The following is a 2,289-nucleotide window of genomic DNA, read 5'->3' as shown; positions in this document are numbered from 1 at the left end:
GCCTTCACAGGCACTCCTGAAAACGCAGATACCATCGCTGTGCACATGGCAATACCAGCACTTGGCCCATCTTTTGGAGTCGCACCTTCTGGCACATGAATATGCACATCGTTAGTCTCATGGAAATTGGCATCAATACCCAATGCATCGGCTCGGCTACGAACAACCGTCATAGCTGCCTGAATAGACTCTAGCATTACATCACCAAGAGAACCCGTTCGAACAACTTTACCCTTACCGACAACACTCGAGCACTCTATTGTGAGCAACTCACCGCCTACCTGAGTCCAAGCTAATCCGGTTACATGCCCGATACGATCCTCGACATCCGCTTTACCGTAACTGAACTTCCTTACGCCTAAAAAGTCAGACAGATTATCTGCGTCGACACGCAACTGGCCGTTTACTTCTTTGAGGGCAATCTGCTTAACAACCTTCCTGCACAGCTTTGCAATTTCACGCTCTAAGCCACGCACTCCAGCCTCTCGCGTATAGTATCGAACAACATCGCGCACTGCTGACTCGTCGATTATAAGCTCTCCCTCTTTAAGCCCATTATCCTTGACTTGCTTAGGAATTAAATAACGCTCGGAAATATTCAACTTCTCATCCTCGGTATAACCAGGAATTCGAATTACTTCCATTCTATCCAGCAATGCCGGCGGAATATTCATCGAGTTGGACGTACAAACGAACATCACATCAGACAAATCGTAATCGACTTCTAGGTAATGATCGCTAAACGTTGAGTTTTGCTCGGGATCTAAAACCTCCAATAGGGCAGATGCTGGATCACCACGATGATCCATCCCCATTTTATCGATCTCATCCAAAAGGAACATCGGATTCTTAACACCGATCTTGGTCATTTTCTGGACCAATTTACCCGGCATTGACCCAATATAGGTACGACGGTGACCACGTATTTCTGCCTCATCACGAACACCACCCAAAGCAACACGTGTAAACTTTCGATTTGTGGCTTTTGCTATCGATTTACCTAATGAAGTTTTACCTACACCTGGAGGACCCACAAGACATAACACAGGGCCTTTTAATTTTTTAACACGCCCTTGAACCGCCAAATATTCGAGAATACGATCTTTTACTTCCTCTAACCCATAATGGTCACTATCAAGAATTTCTCTCGCTTTAGCTAGGTCGTTTCTTACCTTACTACGCTTCTTCCAAGGCATACCAACAAGCCAATCAATATAGCCGCGAACAACCGATGCTTCTGATGACATTGGCGACATCATTTTTAGCTTCTTAAGCTCGCTCTCAGCTTTTTCTTTTGCGTCTGCACTTAAGCCAACAGTCGCAATTTTATTTTCTAATTCTTCAAACTCGTTGCCACCTTCTCCAAGAGTACCCATTTCCTTTTGAATAGCTTTCATCTGCTCATTCAAGTAGTACTCTCGCTGACTCTTTTCCATTTGCTTTTTAACGCGTCCACGAATGCGTTTTTCTACCTGAATAAGATCAACCTCTCCTTCAATAACAGCAAGTAGAAACTCAACACGCTGAACAACATCTGACTCTTCCAATACTTCCTGCTTATCTGAGATCTTCATCTCTAAATGTGTCGCAATCGTATCAATCAAACGCAAAGGCTCTTCAATCGAGGACAATGTGCTCACGACTTCATTCGGAACCTTCTTACTAACCTTAGCGAATTTTTCAAACTCACTAACCAACGCACTCGCCAGCGCTTGAAGCTCAACACCCTCAGGAATATTTTCAACAAGGTCATGTATTTGCGCTGAGACGAACTCTTCTTCATTAATCGCATCAACGACAACTCGCTTTTCACCCTCAACCAAAACTTTTACTGTACCATCCGGCAATTTGAGCATTTGCAAAATGGTGGCGAGCGTTCCAACGCGATACAACTCATCGATGCCCGGATCCTCATGATTAGCTTCTTTTTGAGTTACAAGAAGGAGTTTTTTACCCGCTTCCATAGCGGCCTCCAATGCTTGAATAGATTTTTCTCTACCCACAAACAAAGGCGCAACCATAGACGGAAATACAACTACATCTCGAAGCGGCAACATAGGTAAACCTACCACTTCATTTTCAACCTTATTTTCTATCTCACTCATTAATTGCATCTCCTACTCGCGTGAATATTTTGTAGATATGGGCAAACAGCATATTTACAAGGAGGCTAGTCCAACAAAAAAAGAAATCATTTTTAAATACGAAAAAACCAGCCGATTGGCTGGTTTTTTAATCAAATACTAAGACAGAATTATTCAGGCATTGCTTTCGCCTGATCTTTATTGT

1 protein-coding gene is annotated in these 2,289 nt (G+C 43.3%); it reads right to left on the bottom strand.

The window, feature by feature from the left end:
* Positions 1-2,105 (bottom strand): endopeptidase La (gene lon, locus A3762_RS11295; RefSeq protein WP_068755556.1); only part of this gene is annotated, 2,105 nt, incomplete at its 3' end.
* Between the last annotated feature and the right edge of the window lie 184 nt (positions 2,106-2,289).

It is taken from the genome of Oleiphilus sp. HI0125, from assembly GCF_001635355.1.
The sequence above is the reverse complement of the archived record's forward strand: the minus strand, read 5'-3'. Positions and strand labels throughout refer to the sequence as shown.